General features: G+C 67.9%; 21 protein-coding genes and 1 pseudogene. 2 read left to right on the top strand and 20 right to left on the bottom strand.

Annotation, left to right across the window (positions count from 1 at the left end; genetic code table 11):
• From ACWDTP_RS24150 to ACWDTP_RS24165, 4 genes and pseudogenes are all read right to left on the bottom strand, one after another.
• Positions 1-203, bottom strand: a pseudogene (locus tag ACWDTP_RS24150) (deoxyribonuclease IV); the annotation flags it as partial.
• Positions 204-283: 80 nt separating this feature from the next.
• Entirely contained in the window at positions 284-1,249 is a 966-nt protein-coding gene (locus tag ACWDTP_RS24155) for a 1-phosphofructokinase family hexose kinase (protein WP_450024439.1), read from the bottom strand.
• On the bottom strand, positions 1,246-2,025 hold the full coding sequence (locus ACWDTP_RS24160) for a DeoR/GlpR family DNA-binding transcription regulator (protein WP_450024440.1): 780 nt from the start codon (positions 2,023-2,025) through the stop codon (positions 1,246-1,248). The genes ACWDTP_RS24155 and ACWDTP_RS24160 overlap by 4 nt, the downstream gene beginning before the upstream one ends.
• Complete coding sequence (locus ACWDTP_RS24165; RefSeq protein ID WP_450024441.1) at positions 2,025-3,278, bottom strand: FGGY-family carbohydrate kinase; 1,254 nt, start codon at positions 3,276-3,278, stop codon at positions 2,025-2,027. Before ACWDTP_RS24165 ends, ACWDTP_RS24160 begins: the two co-directional genes overlap by 1 nt.
• A gap of 84 nt (positions 3,279-3,362) precedes the next feature.
• On the opposite strand from ACWDTP_RS24165, the gene ACWDTP_RS24170 reads away from it, so the two are divergent.
• Positions 3,363-4,205: a class II fructose-bisphosphate aldolase gene (locus tag ACWDTP_RS24170; RefSeq protein ID WP_450024443.1), complete on the top strand. Its 843-nt coding sequence runs from the start codon at positions 3,363-3,365 to the stop codon at positions 4,203-4,205.
• Positions 4,206-4,207: 2 nt separating this feature from the next.
• On the opposite strand, the gene ACWDTP_RS24175 is transcribed toward ACWDTP_RS24170, so the two are convergent.
• The 4 genes from ACWDTP_RS24175 to ACWDTP_RS24190 are packed head-to-tail and all read right to left on the bottom strand — an operon-like array spanning position 4,208 to position 8,160.
• The gene (locus ACWDTP_RS24175) at positions 4,208-5,254 is read right to left on the bottom strand and encodes an ABC transporter substrate-binding protein (RefSeq protein ID WP_450024445.1); all 1,047 of its coding nucleotides are present in this window, start codon (positions 5,252-5,254) and stop codon (positions 4,208-4,210) included.
• Positions 5,244-6,374, bottom strand: coding sequence for an ABC transporter permease (locus ACWDTP_RS24180; protein WP_450024447.1), 1,131 nt, complete (start codon positions 6,372-6,374; stop codon positions 5,244-5,246). The genes ACWDTP_RS24175 and ACWDTP_RS24180 overlap by 11 nt, the downstream gene beginning before the upstream one ends.
• Positions 6,371-7,135 (bottom strand): ATP-binding cassette domain-containing protein, encoded by a 765-nt coding sequence (locus tag ACWDTP_RS24185; RefSeq protein WP_450024449.1) that lies wholly within the window; start codon positions 7,133-7,135, stop codon positions 6,371-6,373. Before ACWDTP_RS24185 ends, ACWDTP_RS24180 begins: the two co-directional genes overlap by 4 nt.
• A complete protein-coding gene (locus ACWDTP_RS24190) occupies positions 7,132-8,160 on the bottom strand; it encodes a class I mannose-6-phosphate isomerase (RefSeq protein WP_450024451.1) in 1,029 nt (342 codons plus the stop codon). The genes ACWDTP_RS24185 and ACWDTP_RS24190 overlap by 4 nt, the downstream gene beginning before the upstream one ends.
• A 246-nt stretch (positions 8,161-8,406) precedes the next feature.
• On the opposite strand from ACWDTP_RS24190, the gene ACWDTP_RS24195 reads away from it, so the two are divergent.
• Entirely contained in the window at positions 8,407-9,414 is a 1,008-nt protein-coding gene (locus ACWDTP_RS24195; protein ID WP_450024453.1) for a LacI family DNA-binding transcriptional regulator, read from the top strand.
• Positions 9,415-9,493: 79 nt separating this feature from the next.
• Here the strand turns inward: ACWDTP_RS24195 and ACWDTP_RS24200 are convergent, their stop codons facing one another.
• From ACWDTP_RS24200 to ACWDTP_RS24255, 12 genes are all read right to left on the bottom strand, one after another.
• Positions 9,494-10,642, bottom strand: a complete 1,149-nt coding sequence (locus ACWDTP_RS24200) for a M24 family metallopeptidase (protein ID WP_450024455.1) — start codon at positions 10,640-10,642, stop codon at positions 9,494-9,496.
• 4 nt (positions 10,643-10,646) lie between these two features.
• Positions 10,647-11,429 (bottom strand): carbon-nitrogen hydrolase family protein, encoded by a 783-nt coding sequence (locus tag ACWDTP_RS24205; protein ID WP_450024457.1) that lies wholly within the window; start codon positions 11,427-11,429, stop codon positions 10,647-10,649.
• An 8-nt stretch (positions 11,430-11,437) separates the two neighbouring features.
• Positions 11,438-12,604 carry a M20 family metallopeptidase gene (locus ACWDTP_RS24210; protein ID WP_450024459.1) on the bottom strand — a complete coding sequence of 389 codons (1,167 nt, stop codon included), beginning with the start codon at positions 12,602-12,604 and terminating at the stop codon, positions 11,438-11,440.
• Positions 12,601-13,686: a mandelate racemase/muconate lactonizing enzyme family protein gene (locus ACWDTP_RS24215; protein WP_450024461.1), complete on the bottom strand. Its 1,086-nt coding sequence runs from the start codon at positions 13,684-13,686 to the stop codon at positions 12,601-12,603. The genes ACWDTP_RS24210 and ACWDTP_RS24215 overlap by 4 nt, the downstream gene beginning before the upstream one ends.
• Before the next feature lie 35 nt (positions 13,687-13,721).
• Positions 13,722-14,960, bottom strand: coding sequence for an aminotransferase class I/II-fold pyridoxal phosphate-dependent enzyme (locus tag ACWDTP_RS24220; protein ID WP_450024463.1), 1,239 nt, complete (start codon positions 14,958-14,960; stop codon positions 13,722-13,724).
• Between the two features lie 61 nt (positions 14,961-15,021).
• A complete protein-coding gene (locus ACWDTP_RS24225) occupies positions 15,022-15,681 on the bottom strand; it encodes a GntR family transcriptional regulator (RefSeq protein WP_450024465.1) in 660 nt (219 codons plus the stop codon).
• Between the two features lie 45 nt (positions 15,682-15,726).
• A complete protein-coding gene (locus ACWDTP_RS24230) occupies positions 15,727-16,464 on the bottom strand; it encodes an amino acid ABC transporter ATP-binding protein (RefSeq protein ID WP_450024467.1) in 738 nt (245 codons plus the stop codon).
• Positions 16,461-17,171 (bottom strand): amino acid ABC transporter permease, encoded by a 711-nt coding sequence (locus ACWDTP_RS24235; protein ID WP_450024469.1) that lies wholly within the window; start codon positions 17,169-17,171, stop codon positions 16,461-16,463. The genes ACWDTP_RS24230 and ACWDTP_RS24235 overlap by 4 nt, the downstream gene beginning before the upstream one ends.
• Complete coding sequence (locus ACWDTP_RS24240; protein WP_450024471.1) at positions 17,168-18,010, bottom strand: ABC transporter substrate-binding protein; 843 nt, start codon at positions 18,008-18,010, stop codon at positions 17,168-17,170. Before ACWDTP_RS24240 ends, ACWDTP_RS24235 begins: the two co-directional genes overlap by 4 nt.
• 182 nt (positions 18,011-18,192) lie before the next feature.
• Positions 18,193-19,077 (bottom strand): type IV toxin-antitoxin system AbiEi family antitoxin domain-containing protein, encoded by an 885-nt coding sequence (locus ACWDTP_RS24245; RefSeq protein ID WP_450024473.1) that lies wholly within the window; start codon positions 19,075-19,077, stop codon positions 18,193-18,195.
• A 132-nt stretch (positions 19,078-19,209) separates the two neighbouring features.
• Positions 19,210-23,163 carry a DNA-directed RNA polymerase subunit beta' gene (locus ACWDTP_RS24250; protein WP_450024475.1) on the bottom strand — a complete coding sequence of 1,318 codons (3,954 nt, stop codon included), beginning with the start codon at positions 23,161-23,163 and terminating at the stop codon, positions 19,210-19,212.
• Positions 23,164-23,199: 36 nt separating this feature from the next.
• Positions 23,200-23,606 (bottom strand): DNA-directed RNA polymerase subunit beta (locus ACWDTP_RS24255; RefSeq protein ID WP_450024477.1); only part of this gene is annotated, 407 nt, incomplete at its 5' end.

A 23,606-nucleotide genomic window follows, 5' to 3' on the forward strand; every position in this document is an offset into this window, starting at 1 on the left:
TTGTTCGCCGACGCCACGTTGATCAGGTACGGCGCGTGCACGTAGAGCGGGACGCTCGACGCCTTGAGCACGTCGGCGTCCTCACGCGGTTTGGGCTTCTTCCAGCTCTGCGGGTTGCCGAGGAAGAACTGCACCACGTCGGCCCCGTCGGCGGTGGCCGCGGCCAGAGGGTCGGTGTTGTCTACATGCGAACCGATGAGCACGGCCCCAGTTTAGGCGGGCAGCCCGACAGTCCCCGCGAGCAGACACAAACCTGCCCATTTCGCCGCGGAAAGAGGCAGTTTTATGTCTGCTCGCGAGGGGAACGAGGGCCCAGCGCGGTGTCGCCGACCGCGGGCCCGATCCGCACCGGGCGCGCCGGGTCGGGCACGCCGAGCAGTGTCCCGTCGTGTTCGACCGCGGTGGCACCGAACCGCAGCGCGTTCGCCAGCGCCTCGGCTCCGCCCGCAGGGACCGCCAGGAATCCGGCGAGCATGGCATCGCCCGCGCCGACGGTGTTGACGACGCGGGCGGGTGCGATCCCGTGCAGCGGTTCGGTCAGCCGGGCGTCGATCAGCAGGGCACCGTCACCGCCGAGGCTCACCAGCACGGTGCGCACCCCGCGCGCGAGCAGCGTGTGCGCGGCCGTCGCGACCTCGCCGATCGTGTTCAACGGGGTGCCGAGGACCTCGGCCAGTTCGTCGACGTTGGGTTTGATCAGGTGGGGCAGCCGGTCGCCGTCGTTGTCGAGGACGGCGGCCAGGGCGGCACCGGAGGCGTCGACGGCGACCTGACGCCCGGCGGCGCGGGCCTCGCCGGCCGCGGCGGCCAGCCGGCGCGGCGAGAAACCTGCGGGCAGGCTGCCCGCCCACAGCACCCAGTCCCCGGTGGCGCTGACGGTCAGCGCGGCCGCACACAGCGCCGCGACCTCGTTCTCGGACAGGTCAGGGCCGGGTTCGTTGACCTTGGTGCTGCGCCCGTCGGCTTCGACCAGCGAGACGTTGCTGCGTACCGCGCCGGCGATCGGCACCTCGACCGCGGCGAGGCCCAAATCGCGGATCCGGTCCGCGATTTCACGCCCGGCGCCGCCGCCGACCGGCAACACCGCACGGACCGCCACACCGTTGCCGTGCAGGGCCAGCGCGACGTTCACGCCTTTTCCGCTCGGCTCGGTCATCGTCGCGGTGGCGCGGTTGACCGCACCGGGCCGCAGCCGGCACAGGTGCAGGGTGCGGTCCAGGCTGGGGTTGGGCGTGACGGTGACGATCATCGGGCCGCCACCTCCACGGTGATACCGGCGGACCGTAACCGCTTGCGCTGCTGCGCCGTTGCTCCGGAGTCGGTGACCAGCACGTCCACATCGGGCAGGGTCGCGTGCCGGGCCAGGCTGGTGCGGCCGAACTTGCTCGAGTCGACCAGGAATACCCGCTGGGCCGCGGCCCCGAGCATCCGGTGTTTGACATCGGCCTCATCGGCGTCGGGGGTGCTCAGCCCCCGATCGAAGGACAACGCGTTGGTGCCTAGAAATGCCACGTCGACGTTGATCGCGGCCAGCGCCTGCACGGTCAGCCCACCGACCGCGGCCATGGTCGGCGGCCGGATCCGCCCGCCGAGGCTCACTACCGCGATACCGCGCCGCAGCAGCGTCGAGCCGACGGCCATCGAGTTGGTGTAGACGACCAATCCGGTGTCGGTGGGCAGCATTTCGGCCAACCGGAGCGTGGTGGTCCCGGCGTCCAGCAGGACCGTGCCCGCCTCCGGCACGAAGCGAAGCGCGTGACGGGCGATCGCCGACTTCTGTTCGGCCCGCTGCGGACGGTCGGTCACATCGGGTTCGTTGCGGCTGTCGGCCCGCGGCACCGCGCCCCCGTGCACGCGGCGCAGCAGCCCGCGGGCCTCCAGTTGGGCCAGGTCCTTGCGCACACTCTCCGCGCTGACCCCGAAACGCGATGCCAGCGCCGGGCTTTCGACCCGACCGTCGATCGTGAGCAAGCGCAGCACCTCGGCGTGGCGTTCGTCGGCGAACCAGGTTCTGGTCTTCGTCATCAGCACACCCCCAGCCGTTCACCGGCCCCGAGCGCACCGCAGGCCCGCGCGGCCAGCGTCGCGGCCCCGAGCGCACCGGCCTCCTCGACCTCCGACACCTCCAGGCCGGTGAATCGAACAGCCTTGGCGCGCATCACTTCCGCACTGTGGCGCCAACCGCCGGTCACCACCACCCGGGCCGCCGGGCCGACCACCTCGTCCATGGCCCGGTGCAGCGCCAGTGCCTCGTCGGCGGCCGCGGCGACGACCGACCGCCATTCGGCGCCGGGCCCGCCGTCCGCGCTCCGCTCGGCGGCCAGGTCGAGTTCGGCGATTCCGGCCCCGAGCCGGGCCAGTGCGTGTTGTTGCGCGAGCCCGCCCTCGGTGCCGCCGAGCAGGCTCCAGTGCCCGGTCTCGATACTCGGATCGGTGGTGATGCCCGCGGCGGCGAGCCGGGCGATATCCGGGCGGGACGGCAGGGTGGCGATGGTGCGCACCAGCGCCTCGGCCGTGCCCGACGAATCCAGTTCCCGGCCCGGGCCGGTGGCGCCGGCCCCGAGCGCCGAGGCCTGATGGTCATGGCCGGCCAGGGTCAGCACCGCACCCCGTAACAGCGGGCTGACCGCGTCCGAACCGATCGCCCCCACCGGAACCCCGGCCTCGACCAGCGGCGGCATCAGCGCGCGAACCGCACCCGACCAGGCCAGCGCATCGTCCCACCAGTCGCGGGTGGCGATGTCGAGCCAGCCGGTCCGCCCGGCCAGCGACAGCTCGAGCACGGCATCACCACCGAGCCGGCGCACCACCCAGCCGCCGATGTCGAACCGGGTCACCGCGGCCCGGCCCGCCGGAACGTGCCGCAGCAGCCAGCGGTGCTTGGTCAGCGAGAACTGCCCGCGCAGCGGCTTTCCGGCGATGCCACCGATCGCCTCGGGGCCGATCGTGGCGGCCAGATCGGCCACCTCGTCGGCGTCGCGGTCGTCGTGCCAGGCAATCACCGGCGCCAGCGGCCGCTCCCGCCGGTCGACGAGAACACCGGATTCACCCATGCTCGTGACGCCGACCGCGCGCACCGGCACCCCCGCATCGTCGGCCGCGGCGCTCAGCGCGTCGAACGCACTGCGGCACAACGTGTCGGCGTCGGTCTGGACACCGTCGGGGCCGCTGTCCCACACCGTCGGGCAACGCCCGGCGCCCAGCACGGCGCCGTCCTCGCCGTACACCACGGCCTTGCTGGACGTCGTCCCGACGTCCAGACCGGCGAATGCCGACATCACACTCCCACCGATTGCGCTGATTGGGTTTGAATGGATATGGTTGCGTCTCGTTGGGTTCTCGTCAAGGCCGTCAGGAGCGCCATGCCGCTGGTCACCACAACAGATCTGATCGCACGGGCGGCGTCGGGTGACACCGGGGTGGCGGCGTTCAACGTGGTCACCCTCGAACACGCCGAGGGCATCGTCGAAGGCGCGCAGCGCGCAGGAGCACCGGTGATCCTGCAGGTCAGCGAGAACACCGTGGCCTTCCACGGCGCGCTCGGCCCGCTCAGCGCGGCGCTGCTGGCGCTGGCCGCCGACGCGCGGGTGCCGGTCAGCCTGCACCTCGACCACGTCGAGGCCCCCGACCTCTGGCAGCAGGCCCCCGAGGCCGGCTACTCGTCGGTGATGGTCGACGGCGGGGCACTGCCCTACGCCGACAACGTCGCGGTCACCGCGGGCGCCGCCGCGCGGCTGCACACCCACGGTCTCGCGGTGGAGGCCGAACTGGGTTACGTCGGCGGCAAGGACACCCAGGTGACCAGCGCGCACGCGCCCGGGGTACGCACCGACCCGGCGCAGGCGGCCGAATTCGTCGCTGCCACAGGTGTGGACGCGCTCGCCGTCGCGGTCGGCAGCTCACACGCGATGACCAGCCGTACCGCCGAACTCGACCTCGACCTGATCGCCGCACTGCGCGGCACCGTCCCGGTCCCGCTCGTGCTACACGGCTCGTCGGGCGTACCCGACGAGACGCTGCGCGCGGCGGTGCGCGCAGGCATCGCCAAGGTGAACATCGGCACCGCACTGAACATCGCCTACACCGGTGCGGTGCGCACGGTGCTGGCGACCGACGACGGCGTCGACCCGCGCAGGTCGCTACGCGCTGCGCGGGTCGCGGTCGCCGACGCCGTCGCACACCTGATCGACGTCGTCAGCGGCTGAGTTCAGCAGCTGGATTTGTAGGCGGCCTTGGCGCCGTCGCCGTCCAGGTTCTCCTTGGTGATGATCGTGAATCCGGTCTGCACGTTGGCCGTGTTCTGGCCGCCGTCGAGCGCGGTCACGGCCTCGTCGACGCCGAACTTGCCGATGTTGCCGGGGTCTTGGGCCACCAGCGCCTGAACGACACCCTCCCGCAACGCCTGGATCTGATTGGGGCCCGCGTCGAACCCGACAACCTGCACCTGCCCGCTCTTCCCGGCCTGCTTGATCCCGGTGGCCGACCCCTCGGCCGAGAACAGGTTGGTGGCAAAGACCCCGACGAGATCGGGATCCTTCTGCAACTGGGCACCGATCAGCTGGGCCGCGGTGGCGGGATCGTTATGGCTGTACTGCACACCGACATAGGTGAACTTGTCGTCACCCTTGACGGCTTCTTCGAACCCTTTGGCGCGGGCATCGGTGGTCGACACACCCGGGTCGATGTTCATCACCATGACCTTGCCGCCCTCGGGGTGCAGCTGTTTGATCGCGTCGAACGCGGCCCGGCCACCGCCCTCGTTGTCGCTGGCGATCGCCGACACCGCATACGACGGGTCGTTGGTGGTGGTGTCGACCAGCACGACCTTGATTCCCGCGGCGGCGGCCTGCTCGAGTGGCTGCTGCATGGCCTGGACGTCGGTCGGCGCGACCAGCAACGCGTCCGGCCGGCTCGCGACGATCGAGTCGAGGATCGGCTTCTGCAGGGTGGGGTCGAACTTCTGCGGACCCTGCGTGTTGACCGTGACGCCGAGTTTGGCCGCCTCCTCCTGGGCACCGCACTGCATCGTGATGTAGAACTGGTCACCGACCACGCCCTGCAGAAACGCGATGTTGTAGTCCTTGCCGGCCTTCGGCGGCGCGGTCACCGTGCTCGCGGCGGCCTGCGACGAGGCGCCTGGCGTACCCTCGGCCGAGTTCTCACCCGCAGGCTCGGGTTTCGACGATGTACAGGCGGCCATCGGCAACGCGATCGCCACGGCCCCCGCGACGAGCAGCAGGCGCTTACGGTTCACTGGCTTTCCTTTCGTTGGAACCTCGCTTGGATCCTCTGCGGTTGAAGAGGTTTCGGGATCGGGCGCTCCGCATTGCCGCGGCCCGCCGGGACTGGTCGACGTAGACCGCGGCGATCAGCACCGAGCCGACCGCGACGCCCTGCCAGTACGGCTCCACGCCGATGATCACGAAGCCGGACTGCAGCACAGCCGGAATGAACAGGCCGACAACAGTTCCGAAGATCGTCCCGATACCACCGAAGATCGACGTTCCACCGATGACGACGGCTGCGATCACATTCAGGTTCGTCAGCGACTGACCGGCGATGGTGGTGGTGCCGAACTGCGCCAGCGAGAGCAGCGCACCGATACCGGCGAGCAGACCTGCCAGCGTATAGACGGCGATCAGGTGCCGGGTCACCTTGATCCCGGTGCGACGCGCCGCTTCCTGGTTGGACCCGATCGCATAGGTGTAGCGGCCGAACCTGGTCTTGTGCAGCAGAATCCCGCCGACGATCACGATGACCAGCGCGACGAACGGCAGACCGGGTATGCCGAGCACCTTGGTGTAGGCGCTGAAGTCGGTGAGCTCGGACGGCACCGAACGGATGTCGATACCACCGGTCAGCACCTGCGCCAGACCCAGTGCGACCGAGAGGGTTCCGAGCGTCACGATCAGGGGCGGCACCTTGGCCTTCGCGACCAGGACCCCGTTGATCGCACCCCAGACCGTGCCGCCGAGCACCGCCGCGAGCAGGCCCATCGCCGCCACGCCTGGACCGCTGCCGCCCATCGCCTCCATCACTTTGGCCGCGACGACCGACGAGAACACCAGGACCGACCCGACCGACAGGTCGATGCCGGAGGTGATGATCACAAACGTCATCCCGACCCCGAGCACCGCCCAGACCGCGACGTTCTGCGAGATCAACGAGAAATTGCCGGTGGACAGGAAACGGTCGCCCGCGATGAGGCTGAAGAACAGGCAGATGACGATCAGTACGCCCAGGATCCAGAACGCCTGCAGGCCCAGCACCCGCCGCAGCGGTGAGCTGTCGAGTTCGTCGGTGTTCGCGGCGGGCGCTGGATCGGTCACCGGCTTGTCCATCTGGCGTGTGGGCTCCTCGCTCGTCGTACTCATGCGGCGTCGGTCCGCCCGTCCAGAGCGCCGGTCATCGCACCGACCAACGTCTCGACGCTGGTGCCGCGGCCCGGATAGGTGGCGACCCGGCGGCCCAACCGCAGTACCTGAATGCGGTCGCAGACCTCAAGCACGTGCGGCATCGAATGGCTGATGAGGACCACGGCAATCCCGTTGTCACGCACCCGTTTCACCGATTCGAGCACGTTCTTGGTCTGCACGACGCCCAGCGCCGCGGTCGGTTCGTCGAGGATCACCACCTTGTCCGCCCACGCGATCGCCCTGGCGATCGCGATGCCCTGACGCTGCCCGCCCGACATGGCCCCGACGGGTGCGCTCAGTGACCGGACCGTCGCCCCGAGTTGGGTGAACGACGCCGCGGCCCGGCGCCGCATCTCCTTCTCGTCGAGGAAGCCGAGTTTCCCGAGGATGCCCTTACGGCCGATCTCGCGGCCCAGGAACACGTTCTGCACCGGGTTGAGGTGCGGCGCCAACGCGAGATCCTGATAGACGACTTCGATCCCGAGGTCGTTGGCCTGCCGCGGGGTGGCCAGCCGTACCGGTTCGCCCTGGAACCGGATCTCGCCCTCGTCGAGGTCCAGGCTGCCCGAAAGCGCTTTGATCAGTGTCGATTTACCGGCACCGTTGTCCCCGATGAGCCCGACGACCTCACCGGCCTCGATATCGAAGTCGGCGCCGTCGAGTGCGCGGACGTGGCCGAAGCTGCGCGAGATGCCGCGGGCCTCCAGCAGTGCGGTCATGGGATTCTCTCCTGACGATCGGCGGGCGGCCAGCTGGTTCCCGGGCGGCAGACGAGCAGGCGCACACCGCCGTCGACATGCCAGTCACCGCAGGCCGCGGGGATGACCAGGGTCTGGCCGGCGGCGACCTGCAGCGGCGCACCGTCGGTGCCGACCACGACACCGTTTCCGGCCAGCACCACCGCGACCGCGAAGCCGGCGAAGACATCCGCGCCGGGGCGCAGCAACTCCATCCGGAAGTACGTCGACGCCTCGGCGGGCAGGAGTGGGGTCAGCGGGTCGGCGCCCGGTACGGCGTGGCGGGTCAACCGCGCCGGGTCGGGCAGGGCCTCGGTGTCGACCGCCGACAGCGCGGTGCCCCGTTCCAGCCCGAGGAACACCTCGGCATCGGAGGCCGCGGTGTTGGTGTGTTCCAGCAGGATTGACTGATCGGTCGGCTCCTGCGCCTCGACCACCAGCACGCCCGCGCCGATGGCGTGCGGAATGCCGCCGGGGACCAGGATGCCGTCGCCGGGAGTCACCGGGATGCGGTGCATGAGCGCGAGCATCGCCTCGGCGTCCTGGGCTTCGACGAGCGCACTGATCCGGGCCCGGTCGACATCCTCGCGCCAGCCCACCCATACCGCGGCCTCGTCGTGGGCCTCGAGGACGTACCAGGCCTCGGTCTTGCCGTACGCGCAGCCGAGGTGGCGGGTGGCGTAGTCGCGGGTGGGGTGGACGTGGACGGGCAGTCGCTGCCCCGCGTCGAGGAGTTTCACCAGTACCCCGGTGTCGCCGGGCGCCCCGTCGTCGCTGCCCAGCCACCCGGCCGGGTCGGTGCGGACGGCGTCGCGCAGCAGCGTGCCGTCGGCCAGCCGCGCGAGTCCGGTGCCCGGCTCGCCGAAGCGCTCGACGGTCGCGCCCACCCATTCCTCGGGGCACCGCTCCCCGACCGGCGGCAGGCCCCGCCAGGCCGCCAGCGCCGCGCCGCCGGCATACCAGTGCTCGACGATGTTGGGCGGCAGCAGTTGTGGTTGTGGCTTCACGGCACGATCACCATCCTGTCGGCCCATCGGTCACCGGCCACGTCTTCGCGGCCTCGTCATACCCGGCCTTCATCCGTTGACGCCGCCCTCCTCCGCACGTCGTAATTGTTATCTGAGTCACGTTCGCAAGTGACTATGAGCCGCGACGGTACGCCATTTCGGCGCATATGTCACCGGTGTCAGAGAATTCGTCCCGCACGCTGACATCGGTGACATACTGGCCGCCTACCCGGGGAGGAGGCGGCGATGGCGACGATGCGTGACGTTGCGCAGCGCGCGGGGGTCAGCGCGAAAACGGTGTCGCGCGTGGTCAACAACGATCGGTATGTATCCGCCGACGTCCGCGCACGGGTCGAATCGGCCATCGAGGAACTCTCCTACGTCCCCAACATGCTGGCGGTCAGCTTCCGGACCGGCCGCGACGCCGCGATCGGCGTCGCGGTCCCCGGCGTGGCCGACCCGTTCTTCGCCGGCATCATCAGCGCGGTCGAACGCGAGGCCAGCCGGCACGGCGTGGCCGTGATCGTCACCAGCGTCGGATGGGAACCCTCCCACGAGCAACGGTCCATCGAGGCCGTGCTGCACCGGAGGGTGGCGGGCATGATCATCTGCCCGGTCGGCCCGGACATGTCGTTCCTGCGGCCGTGGCAGACCCGCACACCGCTCGTCTTCGTCGACCGGGTACCCGGCCGGCTCACCGCCGACGCCGTGGTGCAGGACGACGCGGGCGGTGGCCACGAGGTGACGGCGCACCTGATCTCACACGGCCACCGGCGGATCGCCTTCCTCGGCGACGACGTCGTCACCGCGCGGCTCCGGGTCGAGGGCTGCCGTCGGGCCCTCACCGAGGCCGGCCTGCGGGCCGATGACCGCCTGGTACACCTCGGCGACGTCGACACCGCCGGCGTCACCGCGGCGTTGCACCGCATTCTCGGCGAACCCGACCCGCCCACCGCCGTGTTCTCGTCCAACGCGCGTTGCACCGTGTCGGTCGTATCGGCGTTACAAGCGTTGCGGCGCAACGATATAGCGGTGGTGGGATTCGGCGACTTCCCCACCGCCGCCGCACTCAAACCGGCGATCACGGTCATCCATCAGGACGGCGAGGAGATGGGCCGCTTCGCCGCCGAGCGGCTGTTCAGCCGGCTCGACCACCCCGAGCGCAAGCCGCGGCGGCGCACGGTGTTGCCGGTGTCCCTGGTGACCCGGACGTCGTGCGCGATGCCGGGCGAGAAGGTCCGCCCCGGTCACTAGCGCGAGCAGACGCAAACCTGCCTGGTTTTCGGCGAATTGGGTCAGTTCTGTGTCTGCTCACCAGGCACGGCGGCGACCGTCATTGCCGCGTCAGATCGGTCAGCGGACAGGACGTGATGATCTCGGGGGCGCCGTCCGAGATCACCACGGTGCCGGAGAATCCGAAGCCGGCCTTCTCCCCTTCGCGCAGGGTCGGGACGACGTGCACCACCATTCCCGGTTCGAACGAGCGGTGCTCGGTCTCCTTGAGCGACAGGATGTGCCCCTCACCCCAGTCCGGCGCGAACGCGATACCCACCGAGTAGCCGCTGCGCTTGCGGTAGGTGTCGAGCAGCCCGTGCGAGTCGATGACCTCACGGCAGCGGGCGTGCGCCTCGGCCGGCGTGTGCCCCGGCGTCAACAGGGCGATGGTCTCGTCGCGCGCCTCCTGGCAGGCCTTGGCCATCCTGGCCTCGAAATCGGGCAGCGGACCGGACCACACGGTGTGCATCAGCGGAGCGTGGTAGCGGCCCTTGGCGGCCGCCAGTTCGATCAGCACACCCTCGCCGGCACCGATCACCCGGTCGCTCCAGCTGGCGTGGATGGTTCCCGCCCGCGGGCCCGACGCGACGAACGGCTCCATCCCGAAGTACTCCGATCCCGACGTGATCATCGCCGAGAAGGCGGCCGCGGCGACATCGCGCTCGGTGGCGCCGGGGACCGCGGCCAGCGCGCCCGCCCGCACGCCGGCATTGCTGATCTGCGCGGCTTTGCGGATCTGGTCGATCTCCACCGGCGATTTGATCAGCCGGAGGCCGGCCAGATCGTCGTCGATCGGATTCACCGTGCGGGGTTTGAGCGCTTCCGCCAACTGACGGTGCTGGGCTGGGGTGAGGAACCAGGACCGTTCCTCCAACCCGATCCTGGTGCCATCGCCGATGACCTCGGCGACCAGCTCGGCGGTGCGCTGTAGCGGGTCGGCCACATCGGGGTAACCGACGATCTGGGTCAGCCAGGTCGAATGCCTGCCGTTGATGGTCTCGGTTTCCCTGGTCAGCAGCACCGGCTCCCCGCTGCGCGGCACCACAAGACACTGGTAGGTGTAGTAGCCGGGGGTTTCATGGCCCGTCAGGTAGCAGATGTTCTCCGGCGCGGTCACCACCGCGAGGTCGAGATCGAGTGCGGTCAAACTCTTTTGGAACCGCTCTACCCGGTTGCCGTACTCGGTGCGGTCGAATGTCGGTGTCATGGTGTCATCCTTCGAAGTGGTCGGGATCGGAATGTATGGGCCGAAGATGCTCGAGGTAGGGGACGAGCTCACCGTCGTACCTGCCGGTGCCGAGTTCGGTCACGCCGAGCCGATCGGTGGTCTCGACGTCCAACTGGCACCGGCCCTGTCTGTCGAAGACCTGTGAGTGCCCGAAGAATTCGACGGTGCCGATGGTGCCGGTGCTGTTGGAGACCGCGATGTGCACACCGTTCTCCAGCGCCCTGGACTGATGGTAGATGTCGTAGCGGTATCTCTCGGCGCCCACGGCGAAGGCCGAGCTGAACAGCACCGCATCCACGCCGGCCCGCGCATAGGACCGGACGAACTCGGGAAAGCCCGCGTCGTAACAGATTCCGATACCGAAACGCAGGCCGTGGCAGGCGACGACGGCCTGCCGGTCGCCTGCCGTGAACACCGGCCGCTCGGCGGTCCACAGGTGGACCTTGGAGTAGACGTGCTCGACGGTGCCGTCCGTTCGGAACCAGAGGGTGGCGTTGTACAGTTCGGTCGTGCCGCGCAGTGCGGCGCCGAGAGCGACCGCCACACCGGTGGTTTGGACCGCCCGCCGCAGCGGTTGCAGCCTGGGATCGTCCAGCGTCACCGCCCAGCGCTCCGGTTGCGCCCCGATGGCTTCCGGCCGGTATCCGCTGAGACACAGCTCGGGCAGCAGCACCAGCCCGGCACCCCGTGCCTGCGCCGTGCCCACCAGTTCGGCGGCCGCGGCGACGTTGTCCTCCACGGTGTGACGAATGGCCGGCTGGCCCACGGCCAACCTCACGAGGCCAGGGCCCGACGCAGGATCGCCTCGTACACGTCGACCGCGCGGCGCAACTCGTCGAGGTCGATCGATTCGTCACGGACGTGCATGTTCTCCAGCTCGCCCGGCCCGATCACCACCGTGGGGATGCCCGCGGCCCGGAAGTGGGTCATATCGCAGTTGACGATCAACCCGCTGAGCGTCGAATCCACGCCGATGTCCTCGAGCGCGTTGCGGCAGGAGACCACGAACGGATCGGTATCGGCCGTCTGGGACGGGCCGCCGGTGCTCGGCGCGCATTCGGCGATCGCCGCGGTGGCCGGGGCGTTGTCGGCGTTGAACTTCGCCAGCAGCGTTTCGATCTCGGCCAGCGCGGATTCCGCGGTCTCACCGGGAACCAGCCGACGGTCGACGGTGATCCGGCAGGAGGCGGGCACCGCGTTGGGCGCCTCACCGCCCGAGATGAGCACGGCGGTCGCGGTCGGGCATCCGGTCAGCGGATGCACCCGCTCGCCGAGTTCGGCGGAGTACACGTCCAGCAGGGCCAGCAGCGGTCCGGCCGCGTTGATCGCGTTGACGCCCGCGCCGGGGGCCGCGGCGTGCGCGGACTTTCCGGTCAGCTCGATCACCGGCCGCACCGATCCCTTGTGCGCGCTGAGCAGTCGCAACGAGGTGGGTTCGCCGATGACGGCGCCGTCGACTCCGCTCAAGTCGGTGAGCAGGTGCCGGGCACCGCGGCTGCCCACCTCTTCGTCCCCGACCGCGGTGTAGACCACCGTGCCGCGCAGTGTGCCCGCGTCCCCGGAACGCACCAGGCGCAGCAGCGCGATCGCCATGGGCGCCAGGCTGCCCTTGGCGTCGGCGCAGCCGCGCCCGAACATCCGCCCGTCCCGGATCTGGGGATCGAACGGCGGTGTGGTCCACTCCCCCACCGCGGGAACCACATCCAGGTGTGAGTTCAGCACGATCGTCGGTCCGCCCGCACCGAAGGATACCGAGGCGGTCAGATTCACATGGTCGTCGTCGAAACGGTCGACGGCCGCCCGCAACCCATGCGCGGTGAACAGGTCCGCCAGCAGCTGCGCGGCACCGGCCTCGTTCCCGCCGGGGTTGGTCGTGTCGACCGCGACCATGTCCTGCAACAGGTCGACGACATCGGGTATCTCCGAAACGTGGTTGTTCACAATATCTCCTGTGCAAATGTGGTGTCTATCGACGCGATCCCGTTGCCCGGTCCATCCGGCAGCACTACGCTGCCGTCGCGCATCGTCAGGGTGTCGGTGAGGTCTCGCGCGATACCCACCCAGCCCCAGAGCTCCGCGCGTTCCAGGCCGAGCGCCGCGGCCAGCTGGGTGGTGACGGCGCAGCCGAGCTGCCCCTGATCCATCTGTCCGAGCGCCACCGCGAGACCGTTGACCCGGGCCCGTGCCACGGCCTGGAACAGCCGCGCCACGGTGCCGCACTTCTCCAGCTTCAAATGAACACCGTCGACGGCACCCGCGGCGGTCAGCAGTTCCACCGAATCGGCGTCGCGGACGGACTCATCGGCGTAGATCGGTACGTCGGTGCCGCTGCGCAACCGGGCCAGCTCGGACACCGCCATCACCGGCTGCTCGATCCAGGCCACCCCGATACCGGTGAGCGCATCGATGCCCGCGGCGGCGGTGTCGTAGCTCCAGCCGCCGTTGACGTCGACGACAAGCGCGACATCGGGTCCCACCGCCCGCCTGATCGCCGTGACGCGCGCGAGGTCGACCGCCAGGTCGGGCTCGCCCACCCGGACCTTGAGCCGATCGAATCCGGCGGCGGCGAACGCCCGGGCCGCGCTTTCGGCCGTGGCGACGTCACCGAATCCGATCTGGGCGTGGGTGCGGACCGAATCCGTCTGGGCCGCCGCACGATTCCACGCCCGGTACAACGGCAGTCCCATACTTCGGGCCACCGCATCCCAGGCCGCGGTGTCGACGGCCATCCAGGCCAGCAGCGACTGTCCGGACAGCTGGGCACCGACCTCGTCGATCGTGCGGCCCTGCAACGGCATCGTACGCAGGGCCGCCACGATCGTCGACTCGTCCTCGCCCGTCGCGTAGGCCCCGTTGGACCGGACCTCGGCGTAACCGCGCGCCCCGCCCGTCAGCTCGACCTCCACCACGACCGCGGTCAGGGCCCACACGTCGGCGGTGGCGTGATGCAGCCGGCGCCGCAGCGGCAGATCCACCCGCCACGCCCGTAGCCCGGTGATGGTCGCCGCCGAATGCTCTTTCACCAGGTTCGTTGTCGCGGCATGCGTCTTTTGGCCCCTCACCGCTTCGCGAAACCGCCTACGACGTCCAGGATCCGGCCCAGGGCGTCGTCCCACACCTTCTCGTCCTGGGCGAAGCACAGCCGGATGTGTCGCAGGCCGGCGAGCCCGGACTGGTATCCGGGATTGACCACGATGCCCGCGTCCCGCTTCAGAGCGATCGCCACCTGCTGTTCGGTGGCATCCACGGTGATCTCGGGGAACACATAGGCCGATCCGTAGGCGGCCCGGACTTTCATGACCGACGAGGCGTTGATCCGTTCCACCGTGGTGTCGCGCAGCGCCTGGTACTCCGAGATCCGCAGCTTGACGAAATCCTGATCGTCGGCCAGCCAGCGCGCCAGCAGATGCTGTGCGTAGGACGGCGCGCGCAGCGCGGTGCAGGACTGCACCTCCTCCATATCGGCGACGAGTCCGACCGGACCGACCGCGAGCCCGAGACGGTAACCGGACAGCGACTCGGTCTTCGATGGCCCGAGCAGGGTGATGGTGCGCTCCTTCATCCCGTCGAGATTGGCGATGTGGGTGAAGGTTTCGTTGTCGTAGACCAGCCGGCAGTACAGCTGGTCGGCCAGGACGTGGAAGTCGTGCTGGTTGGCCAGCGCCGCGATGAGCTCCAGCGTCGAATCGTCATAGATCATGCCGGTGGGATTGTTCGGATGGGAGAACACCATCAGCTTCGGGTTACGCCGGGCGGCGGCGGTGAGCAGGTCGGCGTCGAGCACCGGACGGCCCGCGTCGGAGTGCACCACCGGAATGCGCACCACCTCGGCGCCGAAGTAGCGCAGCATCCGTTCGGTGGACAGATAATCGGGGTCGGGCAGGATCGCGACGTCGCCCGGTTCGATCAACGATGCCAGCGCGATGAACAGCGCCCCCTGGGTGCCGGGCGTGAGGATGACCTCGGCCGGGTCGGTCTTCGGCAGGCCCAGTACGGCTTGGACATTCGTGGCCACCGCGGCCCGGACATCGTCGTCGCCACCGTATGGGGTGTAGGTCATGCCCGCACCGCCCGCGGCCGCACTGAACGTCGGCAGCGCCCACTCCGGCGGGGGAAACCGGTGGGTGTCGGCATAGGTGGCGTCCAGGAAGTAGCCCGGCGCCAGCGGTGTCTTGGCGAGTTCACGCTCGGCTTCACGCAGTGAGGTGCCGATCGCCGATGCCAGTTCGGGGACCGCGAGTCGATCGATCGCACTGGGCACGGCGCGACCGACGGCGGCGGAGGTAGATGTGGACATCGGGAATCGACTCTCTTTCATGTGATGATGTGGGAAATTGCGGGTATGGCGGCGGGACGGGTCAGCTCAAGATGCCCACCAGTACGTCGATGCCGCCGCGAACATGCTGTCCGACAGCATCTCTCGCGCGTTCGGTGTCCTTGCATTTGAGCGCATCGAGGATCTCACGGTGTTCACCGAGCCCGGAGATGGCCCGGTTGATATCGCTCATGTACATCGCGATGTAGCGGTCGGACATCGCGCGCAACTGCTGCTGCGCCTGCAGCGTGCGGGTCAGCCCGGACACCTCGTAGATCCGGTTGTGAAAGGCCCGGTCGTGCTCGCGCGCGAGATCGAGATCGCGGGCGTCGAGGGCGGCCTCCTGCTTGGCGAGGGTCGCGCCGATCTCGTCGAGGTCCTCGTCGGTGATCAACGGAGCGGCCCGCTCGGTCAGCATCACTTCGAGCGCCTCACGGCCGGCGTAGACGTCGCGTGCGTCATCGAGCGATACCGGCGACACCACCCAGCTCTGATTGGGCCGATGATCGACGAACCCCTCGGCGAACAGCCGGCTCAGGGCCTGCCTCAGGGGAATACGGCTGATCGACAACTCGCCGGCCAGCGTGTCCTGGTCCAGCTTGCGGCCGGGTTCCAGCGTGCCGTCCAGGATCCAGTGCCGGATCTGAAGATATGCCCACTCCTGCTTGTTGAGTGGAGCGCTTTGGAATGTCCGAACTGTCACGGACGGATCCCTTTCTTTGAAACGTCGCCACCGCGGCGTCGTCGTTCAGCTGACGAGAGTTTGTTCGAGGAACTTCTTGGTGCGGTCGTTTTTGGGTGCGTCGAACAGGTCGCCGGTCGGCCCCTCTTCCACGATCCGGCCGCCGTCGAGAAACACCATGCGGCTGGAGAAGTTTCGGGCGAATGCCATCTCGTGGGTGACGACCACGCAGGTCATCCCCTCCCGGCTGAGGTCCTTCATGACATCGAGTACCTCGCGGGTGTACTCCGGATCGAGCGCGCTGGTCGGCTCGTCGAAGAACATGATCGCCGGATTCATCGCCAGGGCACGCGCGATCGCGACCCGCTGCTGCTGGCCCCCGGACAGTTCGGCCGGGTAGTGATCGACCTTGTGCGCCAGACCGACCTTGGTCAGCAGTTCGGTTCCGTCGGCGTCGGCCCGCTCCTGTTTGACCTTTTTGACCCGCCGCGGCGCCAGGGTGACGTTCTGCAAGGCGGTCAGATGTGGGAACAGGTTGAACTGCTGGAACACCATGCCGATCTCACCCGATGTGGTGACCCGCTCTCCGTCCGAGGAGGACAGCACCTTGTCGCCGAACGTGACCCGGCCGCCCTGTAACGGCTCCAGACCGGCCAGACATCGCAGTACCGTGGATTTTCCGGCACCCGATGGGCCCATCAACACCACCGATTCGCCCCGGTCGATGCTCAGCGAGACATCGTTGACGACCGGTGCGTCGTGGTAGTTGCGGGTGATGCCCTGCGCGGTGAGCAGTGCGGTCATGCGGCTCCCTCCATAGCGAGTCGGGCCTTCTCCCCTTTGCGCCTGCGCTTTTCGGAGCGGACATCGGTGTCGAGCCGACGCTCACACAGCCGGAGCAGGAAGGTGAACGCAGTGGTGAGGATCAGGTAGTAGATCGCGGCGGCGGTGAGGCTGCCGATGTAGTCGAAGTTGCCCGCCGCCTGCCGTTGCGCGGTGAGCAGCAGGTCGGAGACGGCGACCACGGAGGCCAGCGCCGAGGTCTTCAGCATCCCGATCAGCTGGTTGCCGGTGGGCGGGAGGATCAGTCGCGCCGTCTGCGGCAGGATCACGTAACGCAGGCTCTGGACCGGAGTCAGGCCCAGCATGTGGGCGGCCACGCGCTGCCCCTTGTCCACGCCCAGCAGTCCACCGCGGATGATTTCGGCCATGTAGGCGGCTTCGTTGAGACTCAACGCGACGATGGCGCAGGTGACCGGGGTGAGGGTGACCCCCAGCGTGGGCAGCACGTTGAACACGAAGATCAGTTGGAGCAGCACCGGGGTGCCGCGGAACAACCAGATGTAGAAGTCGGCCGCCCAACGGGCCGGGGCGACCCGTCCCGATTTCAGCAACGCCAGCAGCAGCCCGCCCACGATGCCGAGTACCATCGACACGACCGTCAGGTACAGCGTGACCCACGCGGCCTCGAAGAACGTTTTACTGAAGACGTATTCGAGGATCGTGCTCATCGGTCCACCTTCGAATCCTTCGGCAGATTGTACTTCTCGACGAGCTTGTCGTACTCCCCGCTGTCGATGAACCGGTCGACCGCCGCGGCCATGGCGGATTTCAGCTCGGGCTTGTCCTTGGGCACGGCGATACCGATCTGAGTGTTCAGCGCAAAGGTGTTGAGTACCTTGAACTTGTCACCGGCCTGCGACAACGTATGCGCCGCACCGGGAGTCGAGGTATCGAACAGCTGGGCGCGCCCCGACTGCACGGCGAGCAGCGCATCCTGATTGTTGGGCAACGCCATGATCTCCATCGGCGGTTTGCCCGCGGCCTTCAGTTTGTCGTTGAACTCGTTCATGTAGGTCTCGCCGATCGCTCCGCGGGTCACCGCGACGGTTTTGCCCGAAAGGTCCTCCGGCAGTTTCGAGATGGACAGGTTCGCGTCGGATTTCCCGATCAGGGACTCACCGATCTTCATGTACGGGATGAAGTCGACGACCTTGGCCCGCTCGTCGTTGATGTACATGGCCGAGTTGATGATGTCGACACGGTCGCCCTGCAGCGCCGGGATCAACCCGTCGAAGTCGATGTCGAGGACCTGGGTACGCAGACCGAGGTAGTCGGCGATCTGCTTGCCCATATCGATGTCGAACCCGACCAGCTCACCGGCCTCCTTCGACTCGAACGGGGGGAAGGAGGCCGCCGTGCCATAGGTGAGTTGGCCGGCGTTGATCAGGTTGGCGGGCGGGTTGATCACCGCGGTGGGCGGCGCCTCTTCCGATGTCGACGAACACGCGCCCAGCAGCGCGATTGCCGACCACAGCGCAATGAGTACAACCGGGATTCTTCGAGTCATGGGTTACCTCTGAGAGAGCGGAAAGATACTGGATCGGAAATCTTGGATATCGGATATCCTAACGACGAAGCCGGGTCCGTCAACCGGAAGCGAAGGAGAGGCTTTTCCGCGCGAGCAGACACAAACCTGCCCATTTTTCCCGGTTATGGTGCAGGTTTACGTCTGCTCGCCGGGGAAGGTGCTCAGCCGGCCAAGGGGGTCGAACGGTCAAGGTGCCCGACGATCCTGGCGACCAATTCCTCCGGACGCTCGCGGACGTCGTCGACAACCAGTGGGATGCTCATCCAGCCGCACTCCTGCAGCCGGGCGACCTTGAGCCGGTCATGCTTGAGCGCATCGGCGCCCATATGCCACTCCACGCTGTCGTACTCGGCGACCACCCGCGCATCGGGCCAGGCGAAATCGACCCGCCAGAGTTTCCCGTGCCGATCCCGGATCTCGTACTGCAGTTCCGGCAACGGCACGCCGCGGTCGATGAATACCAGCCGGGCTTCACTCTCCATCGGCGACTCGGCGCGGCCGTCGGCATGCTCGATCAGCTCACGGACCTTGACGATGCCTCGGCGACCCTTCTGCTCGTCGATCGCCGCGCGAAGATCGGGCACCGTGGCCGATCGGCTGAACAGTGCCGCGTCGAGCACGGCCAGCGCACGCGGCCGTCGAACCGTGCGGGCGAGCTCGACGGCCGTCCAGGCCGGCGACGTCACCAGCCGACCCTGAATCTTCCTCAGCGGAGCGCCGATTCGCTGATGCACCATCAGCCCGGCCGACGGGCGGATGCGCAGTCCGGGATCGAGGATGTGCAGCCTGCCGTCGGGTTCGGTGTTGAACCCGTACAGTTCGGCGGCCGTCTGCAGGCATGCGACGACGCGCGTGCCGGTCATCAGGTCCAGCGCGGCGAGCCGCGCCGACGTATCGGGCGGATGCTGCGCGTACACACCGTGCACGACGCGGAACACCCTGCCGTCGCGGACCCGTCTGGCCAGCGTGCGGTAGGACATCACGGCCAGCAGCTGCTGCGTCGTCGCAACACCCCCGTTGCGGGCGAAGACCTCGTCGAGCGTCACCCACAAAATGGTGTCGGGCTACCGCCGGCAGCGGAACCCCCAGTTGAGCAGCCTGTGGATAACCCGCCCACCAGACACAAAACTGCCCCATTTCCGGAGAAATGGGGCAGTTTTGTGTCTGCTCGCGCAGAGTTACCGGTAGTCGCTGTAGCCGTAATCGTCCAGCGGCACCGCGGCACCGGTGGCCTGGCCGAAGTCCGGGCTGTAGTACTGATCCTCGTAGGACGGGATCGTGTACGCGGCGGCCCGGGCCTCCTCGGTCGGCTGCACCTGGATGTTGCGGTAGCGGCTGATGCCGGTACCGGCCGGGATCAGCTTGCCGATGATCACGTTCTCCTTCAGACCATTCAGCTTGTCGCTGCGGCAGTTGATCGCCGCATCGGTCAGCACGCGAGTGGTCTCCTGGAACGACGCCGCCGACAGCCACGAATCGGTGGCCAGCGACGCCTTGGTGATACCCATCAGCACCGGACGGCCGGCCGCGGGCTCGCCGCCCTCGGCGACCACCCGACGGTTCTCCGACTCGAACTCGGCACGCTCGGTCAGCGAGCCGGGCAGGAACTCCGTCGAACCCGAATCGATGATCGTGACGCGACGCAGCATCTGCCGGACGATGACCTCGATGTGCTTGTCGTGGATCGACACGCCCTGGGCCCGGTAGACCTCCTGGACCTCCTTGACGAGGTGGATCTGCACCTCGCGGGGGCCCTGGACACGCAGCACCTCGTGCGGATCCGCGGAGCCTTCCATGAGCTGGTCGCCGACCTCGACATGGTCGCCCTCGGAGAGCACGCCCTCCGAGCCGTCCTCGTGGGTCATGACCCGCAGCCGCTGACGCTTGGTCAGCTTGTCGTAGACGACTTCCTCGCCACCATCGTCGGGAACGATGGTGATCTTGAAGAACTTCTCGCTCTCCTCCAGCCGGATCCGGCCCGCGACGTCGGCGATGGGGGCCTTGTTCCGCGGAACCCGAGCCTCGAAAAGCTCCTGCACGCGGGGCAGACCACCGACGATGTCGGCGCCACCGGTGACACCACCCTGGTGGAAGGTACGCATGGTCAGCTGCGTGCCGGGCTCGCCGATGGACTGCGCGGCGACGATGCCGACGGCCTCACCGATGTCGACCAGCTTGCCGGTGGCCATCGAACGGCCGTAGCAGCGGGCACACACACCCGACGCCGACGCACAGGTCAGCACCGAACGAACCTTCACCTGCGAGATGCCGGCCGCCAACAGCGCGTCGATGGCCGGGTCACCGAGATCATGACCGCGCTCGATCACGACGTTGCCCTTCTCGTCCACCGCATCGGTGGCCAGGGTGCGGGCGAACGCCGAGGTCTCGACGTGCGCATCGCGGATCAGCGAACCGTCGGCCGCACGCTCAGCGAGGTGCACGGTGATGCCGCGCTCGGTCTCGCAGTCGTGCTCGCGGACGATGACGTCCTGGCTCACGTCCACCAGACGACGGGTCAGGTAACCCGAGTCGGCGGTACGAAGTGCCGTGTCGGCCAGACCCTTTCGAGCACCGTGGGTGTTGATGAAGTACTCCAGCACGGTCAGACCCTCGCGGAACGAGGACTTGATCGGACGCGGGATGAACTCACCCTTCGGGTTGGTCACCAGGCCCTTCATGCCGGCCAGGGTGCGGGTCTGGGTGAGGTTACCGGTGGCACCCGACTTCACGATCGTGATGATCGGGTTGTCGGCCGGGTAGTACTCCTCCAGCGCCTTACCCACCTCTTCGGTGGCGTCCTGCCAGATCTTGACCAGCGAGTCGTTGCGCTCCTTGTGGTTCAACGCACCACGCTGGTACTTGCGCTCGATCGCGTCGGCCTCGGCCTCGTGCCGCTCCAGGATCTCGGACTTCTGCGGCGGCACCAGCACGTCGGCCATCGAGACCGTGACACCCGAACGGGTGGCCCAGTGGAAGCCGGCGTCCTTGAGCTTGTCGACGGTCTGCGCCACCACGATCATCGGGAAGCGCTCGGCCAGATCGTTGATGATCCGGGCCTGGACCTTCTTGTGCATCTGCTCGTTGACGAACGGATACCCGTGCGGCAGCAGCTCATTGAACAGCACCCGGCCCAGCGTGGTCTCCGCGGTCCAGGCATCCCCGTGGCGCCAGCCGTTGGGGAACTGCTCGGCCTCGACGTCGGCCGGCGGACGCAGATCGGTCAGCCGCACCTTGATCTTGGCGCGCACCGACAGCGCACCGCGGTCCAGCGCCATGATGGCCTCGGACGGCGAGCTGTACACACCCTGCTCGGCGGAATCCTTGCCGGCGGGCACGTATTCGCCTGCGTCGCCCTCGACCTCGGTGGTCAGGTAGTACAGACCGGTCACCATGTCCAGACGCGGCATGGCCAGCGGCTTACCCGACGCCGGGGACAGGATGTTGTTGGACGACAGCATGAGAATGCGCGCCTCGGCCTGCGCCTCCGCGGACAGCGGAAGGTGCACGGCCATCTGGTCACCGTCGAAGTCGGCGTTGAACGCCTCACACACCAGCGGGTGCAGCTGAATGGCCTTGCCCTCCACCAGCTGCGGCTCGAACGCCTGGATACCCAGGCGGTGCAGCGTGGGGGCCCGGTTCAGCAGCACCGGATGCTCGCCAATGACCTCTTCGAGGACGTCCCACACCTGCGGGCGCTGACGCTCGACCATCCGCTTGGCGCTCTTGATGTTCTGCGCGTGGTTCAGGTCGACCAGACGCTTCATCACGAACGGCTTGAACAGCTCCAGTGCCATCAGCTTGGGCAGGCCACACTGGTGCAGCTTGAGCTGCGGGCCCACGACAATGACCGAACGGCCGGAGTAGTCGACACGCTTACCGAGCAGGTTCTGCCGGAACCGGCCCTGCTTGCCCTTGAGCAGATCCGACAGCGACTTGAGCGGACGGTTGCCCGGTCCGGTGACCGGGCGGCCGCGGCGGCCGTTGTCGAACAGCGCGTCCACCGACTCCTGAAGCATGCGCTTCTCGTTGTTGACGATGATCTCGGGCGCGCCGAGGTCGATCAGTCGCTTGAGCCGGTTGTTGCGGTTGATCACGCGGCGGTACAGGTCGTTGAGGTCGGAGGTCGCGAAGCGGCCACCGTCGAGCTGAACCATCGGCCGCAGCTCCGGCGGGATCACCGGGACAGCGTCGAGCACCATGCCCATCGGCGAGTTCCCCGACATCTGGAACGCGGCGACGACCTTGAGCCGCTTGAGGGCGCGCAGCTTCTTCTGGCCCTTGCCGTTCTTGATGGTGTCGCGCAGCGACTCGGCCTCGGCGTCGATGTCGAAGTTCTCGATGAGCTTCTTGATCGACTCCGCGCCCATGGCGCCGTTGAAGTACTCGCCGTAGCGGTCGACGAGCTCGCGGTAGAGCACCTCGTCGACGATCAGCTGCTTGGGAGCCAGCTTGGTGAAGGTGCTCCAGATCTCGTCGAGCCGGTCCAGCTCACGCTGGGCCCGGTCGCGGAGCTGACGCATCTCCCGCTCGCCGCCGTCGCGCACCTTGCGGCGCACATCGGACTTGGCCCCCTCGGCCTCGAGCTCGGCCAGGTCGGCCTCGAGCTTCTGGGCCCGGGCCTCCAGGTCGGAATCGCGCTGATCCTCGACGGCCTTCTTCTCGACGACCATCTCGGCCTCGAGCGTCGACAGCTCGTTGTGGCGCATCTCGTCGTCGACCGCGGTGATCACGTAGGCCGCGAAGTAGATGATCTTTTCCAGATCCTTCGGGGCCAGGTCGAGCAGGTAGCCCAGGCGCGAGGGCACACCCTTGAAGTACCAGATGTGCGTGACGGGTGCGGCCAGCTCGATGTGGCCCATCCGCTCACGACGCACCTTGGCGCGGGTCACCTCGACGCCGCAGCGCTCACAGATGATGCCCTTGAACCGGACGCGCTTGTACTTACCGCAGTAGCACTCCCAGTCGCGAGTCGGTCCGAAGATCTTCTCGCAGAACAGGCCGTCCTTCTCGGGCTTGAGCGTGCGGTAGTTGATGGTCTCCGGCTTCTTGACCTCACCGAAAGACCAGTTACGGATGTCGTCCGCGGTGGCGAGGCCGATGCGGAGTTCATCGAAGAAGTTGACGTCTAGCACGTAACTCCCTTTCCCCTTGCGGGTGTTGAAACTTGACTAGGCCAGATCCTCGACGGAGGCGGATTCGTTGCGGGACAGGTTGATTCCGAGGTTGGCAGCGGCACGCTCCAGGTCCTCGTCATCGCCGTCACGCATCTCGATCGCCGCACCGTCGGAAGACAGGACCTCGACGTTGAGGCAGAGCGACTGCAGCTCCTTGAGCAACACCTTGAACGACTCGGGAATACCCGGCTCGGGGATGTTCTCGCCCTTGACGATCGCCTCGTACACCTTGACGCGACCGACCGTGTCGTCGGACTTGATGGTCAGCAGTTCCTGCAGGGTGTAGGCGGCGCCGTAGGCCTGCATGGCCCAACATTCCATCTCACCGAACCGCTGCCCACCGAACTGCGCCTTACCACCGAGCGGCTGCTGGGTGATCATCGAGTACGGGCCGGTGGAAC

The sequence above is a fragment of the Mycobacterium sp. NPDC003449 genome (assembly GCF_053588415.1).